This window comes from Lewinella sp., assembly GCF_050633125.1.
In the GTDB taxonomy this organism is placed as follows: domain Bacteria; phylum Bacteroidota; class Bacteroidia; order Chitinophagales; family Saprospiraceae; genus Lewinella.
The window spans coordinates 1,273-2,365 of record NZ_JBOEFX010000245.1; the positions used below are offsets into that span (position 1 = coordinate 1,273).

The following is a 1,093-nucleotide window of genomic DNA, read 5'->3' on the forward strand; positions in this document are numbered from 1 at the left end:
CCATCTGGTCGCATCCAGATAAGTCGGTTGTAAAAACTTCCTCCCTCTTTAATAATGATACTGCCTGTGATAACTGCATTTTTTTGCTTTGCCATTTTAGCCATCCATAGCACGCTTTCACCATTCATTTCTTCAGCTAAATGGTCTGAATTCATGCTAAAGCCGGTTGTAAACATTTCTGGAAGAACGATTAAATCCGTTTGTTCAACAGAATCGAGGAGCCGACCAAAGTGCTTCCTATTTTCCTCCGGGTTTTCCCAGAACAATTTTGTTTGAACAAGAGTAAGGGTTAAATCTGTCACATTTCAAAGATAGATGAATCTACCTTATATTTTATGAATTACTTCTGCTGCCCTCATTAAAGTATCATCTTGTTTGGCAAAACAGAAGCGCAACACATTTTGATCTACCTTTCTATTGTACAAAACAGAAGTTGGAATCGCTGCAATTTTAAACTCTTTGGTTAATCTTTCGGCAAACTTAACATCGTTTTCATTAGAGATTTTGGAATAATCTAACAATTGAAAATAACTTCCTGCCGTTTGATAAATGTTAAATCGAGAACCTTTGATTTGCTTTTTGAAAAGATCTCTTTTCGCCTGATAGAAGTGCCTTAGGTTGAGGTATTCGTCCTCAAATTCCATAAATTCAGCATAAGCTTGTTGCGAAGGACTGTGTACGGAGAACACGTTGTATTGATGTGTTTTTCTAAACTCATCCATCAGTTTCTTTGGAGCCAAACAATACCCGATTTTCCAACCCGTAGTGTGGTAAGTTTTTCCAAAAGAAGAGACAATAAAACTTCGTTGTGCTAACTTCGGAAAACGGGCAACACTCTGATGCTCGTACCCATCGAATATGATATGTTCATATACTTCATCACTTAGCACCAATATATCCGAATTGTCTAATATTTTTTCTAACTGAACCATGTCCTGACCAGTCATAATAGTGCCTGATGGATTATGTGGCGTATTAATGATAATCATTTTTGTACGCTGATTGATCACCTTTTTTACTTCGTCCCAGTTAATTCTATATTCAGGGTTTTTAAGCTCTACAAAGATTGTTTTACCACCCATTAAGTCAATAG

2 protein-coding genes are annotated in these 1,093 nt (G+C 36.7%); both read right to left on the bottom strand.

Annotated elements, in window-relative coordinates; all coding sequences use genetic code 11:
- Positions 1 to 302, bottom strand: a 302-nt coding sequence (locus ACRBG0_RS28675) for a nitrilase-related carbon-nitrogen hydrolase (RefSeq protein ID WP_431490250.1), incomplete at its 3' end; no start/stop codon positions are given.
- 24 nt (positions 303 to 326) lie between these two features.
- On the bottom strand, positions 327 to 1,093 hold a 767-nt coding region (locus ACRBG0_RS28680), incomplete at its 5' end, for an aminotransferase class I/II-fold pyridoxal phosphate-dependent enzyme (RefSeq protein WP_431490251.1).